The organism is Herbiconiux daphne (assembly GCF_024979295.1).
Lineage (GTDB): Bacteria > Actinomycetota > Actinomycetes > Actinomycetales > Microbacteriaceae > Herbiconiux > Herbiconiux daphnes.
This window is the reverse complement of the sequence record NZ_JANLCJ010000213.1, coordinates 1-914: the sequence shown is the minus strand read 5'-3', so window position 1 is coordinate 914 and position 914 is coordinate 1. Positions and strand designations below refer to the sequence as shown.

Sequence of the window (914 nt, the reverse complement as noted above, 5' to 3'; positions counted from 1 at the left end):
TGCAGCATTAGAACCCGATACAGTAGTTACAGCCGTTGTTTCTACGAAGAAAGAAACATATTTCCAGCTAGGGTCTGCTGGATGTTGGTTAATTAATTTGAACGTCGCTACAGTCTTAGCGGAATTCAACGTAAATAAGTATGCCATATTTACGGCTTGAAATCCACAACGAACCCCATTATTTGACTCATTAATAGTAAAGCCATTATCAGCCGTAACAATTAATTCATCGTCATAATAAAGCTGGGTCGGAGCCGTTACAGGAACCCCGTTTACCGTCATACTACAATGCGCGGCTGTTAAAAATCCGATATCACGATCCGCAAATAAATATGCTGGATGTTTTACAGGGGCTGCTGTAACAGTTACAGCCTGAGTGATTAAATTAGTGAGTTCTTTTTCATATACTTTAATCGTATAGGTTCCCTCAACATCTGGGAAAGTATAATCATATTCACGATCAACAGACTGGTGACTTTCTGTAGTTCCATCAGGCTTGTCGATGGTAAACCAATACCCACCCGCAGGACGAACCCCACCCGACCATTTAAATTTAACCGTACTCCCTTTAATGGCGTTAGTGGGGTGATCTACCCATGCGATACGAGCTACAGCCGCGCCCTGCGTTACCGTTACAGCCTGGGTAATTGGTACGGTAGTATCAATATCAAAAAACTTAACTGTATAGTTACCCGGCTTTTCGAACATTACCGGGTAACTGTTTCCGGCGATCTGCGTACTGGTTTCCATAGCCCCGGTTGGGTCTACAACGTTGATCCAGAACCCACCCGGCGCGGGAGTCCCATCTTTGACGCTGTAGACCACATCAGCCCCAGTAACGGCTGTATCTGGATGTACATCAAAAGACAGGGCATTACCAACTCGCGTTACGGTTGTCGTTAAGGTGATAGGAT

The 914-nt window shown here is 44.7% G+C and carries 1 protein-coding gene; it reads right to left on the bottom strand.

All coding sequences use genetic code 11. The features are described from left to right. Nucleotides 1–914, bottom strand: a 914-nt coding sequence (locus N1032_RS24170; protein WP_259543019.1) for a hypothetical protein, incomplete at both ends; no start/stop codon positions are given.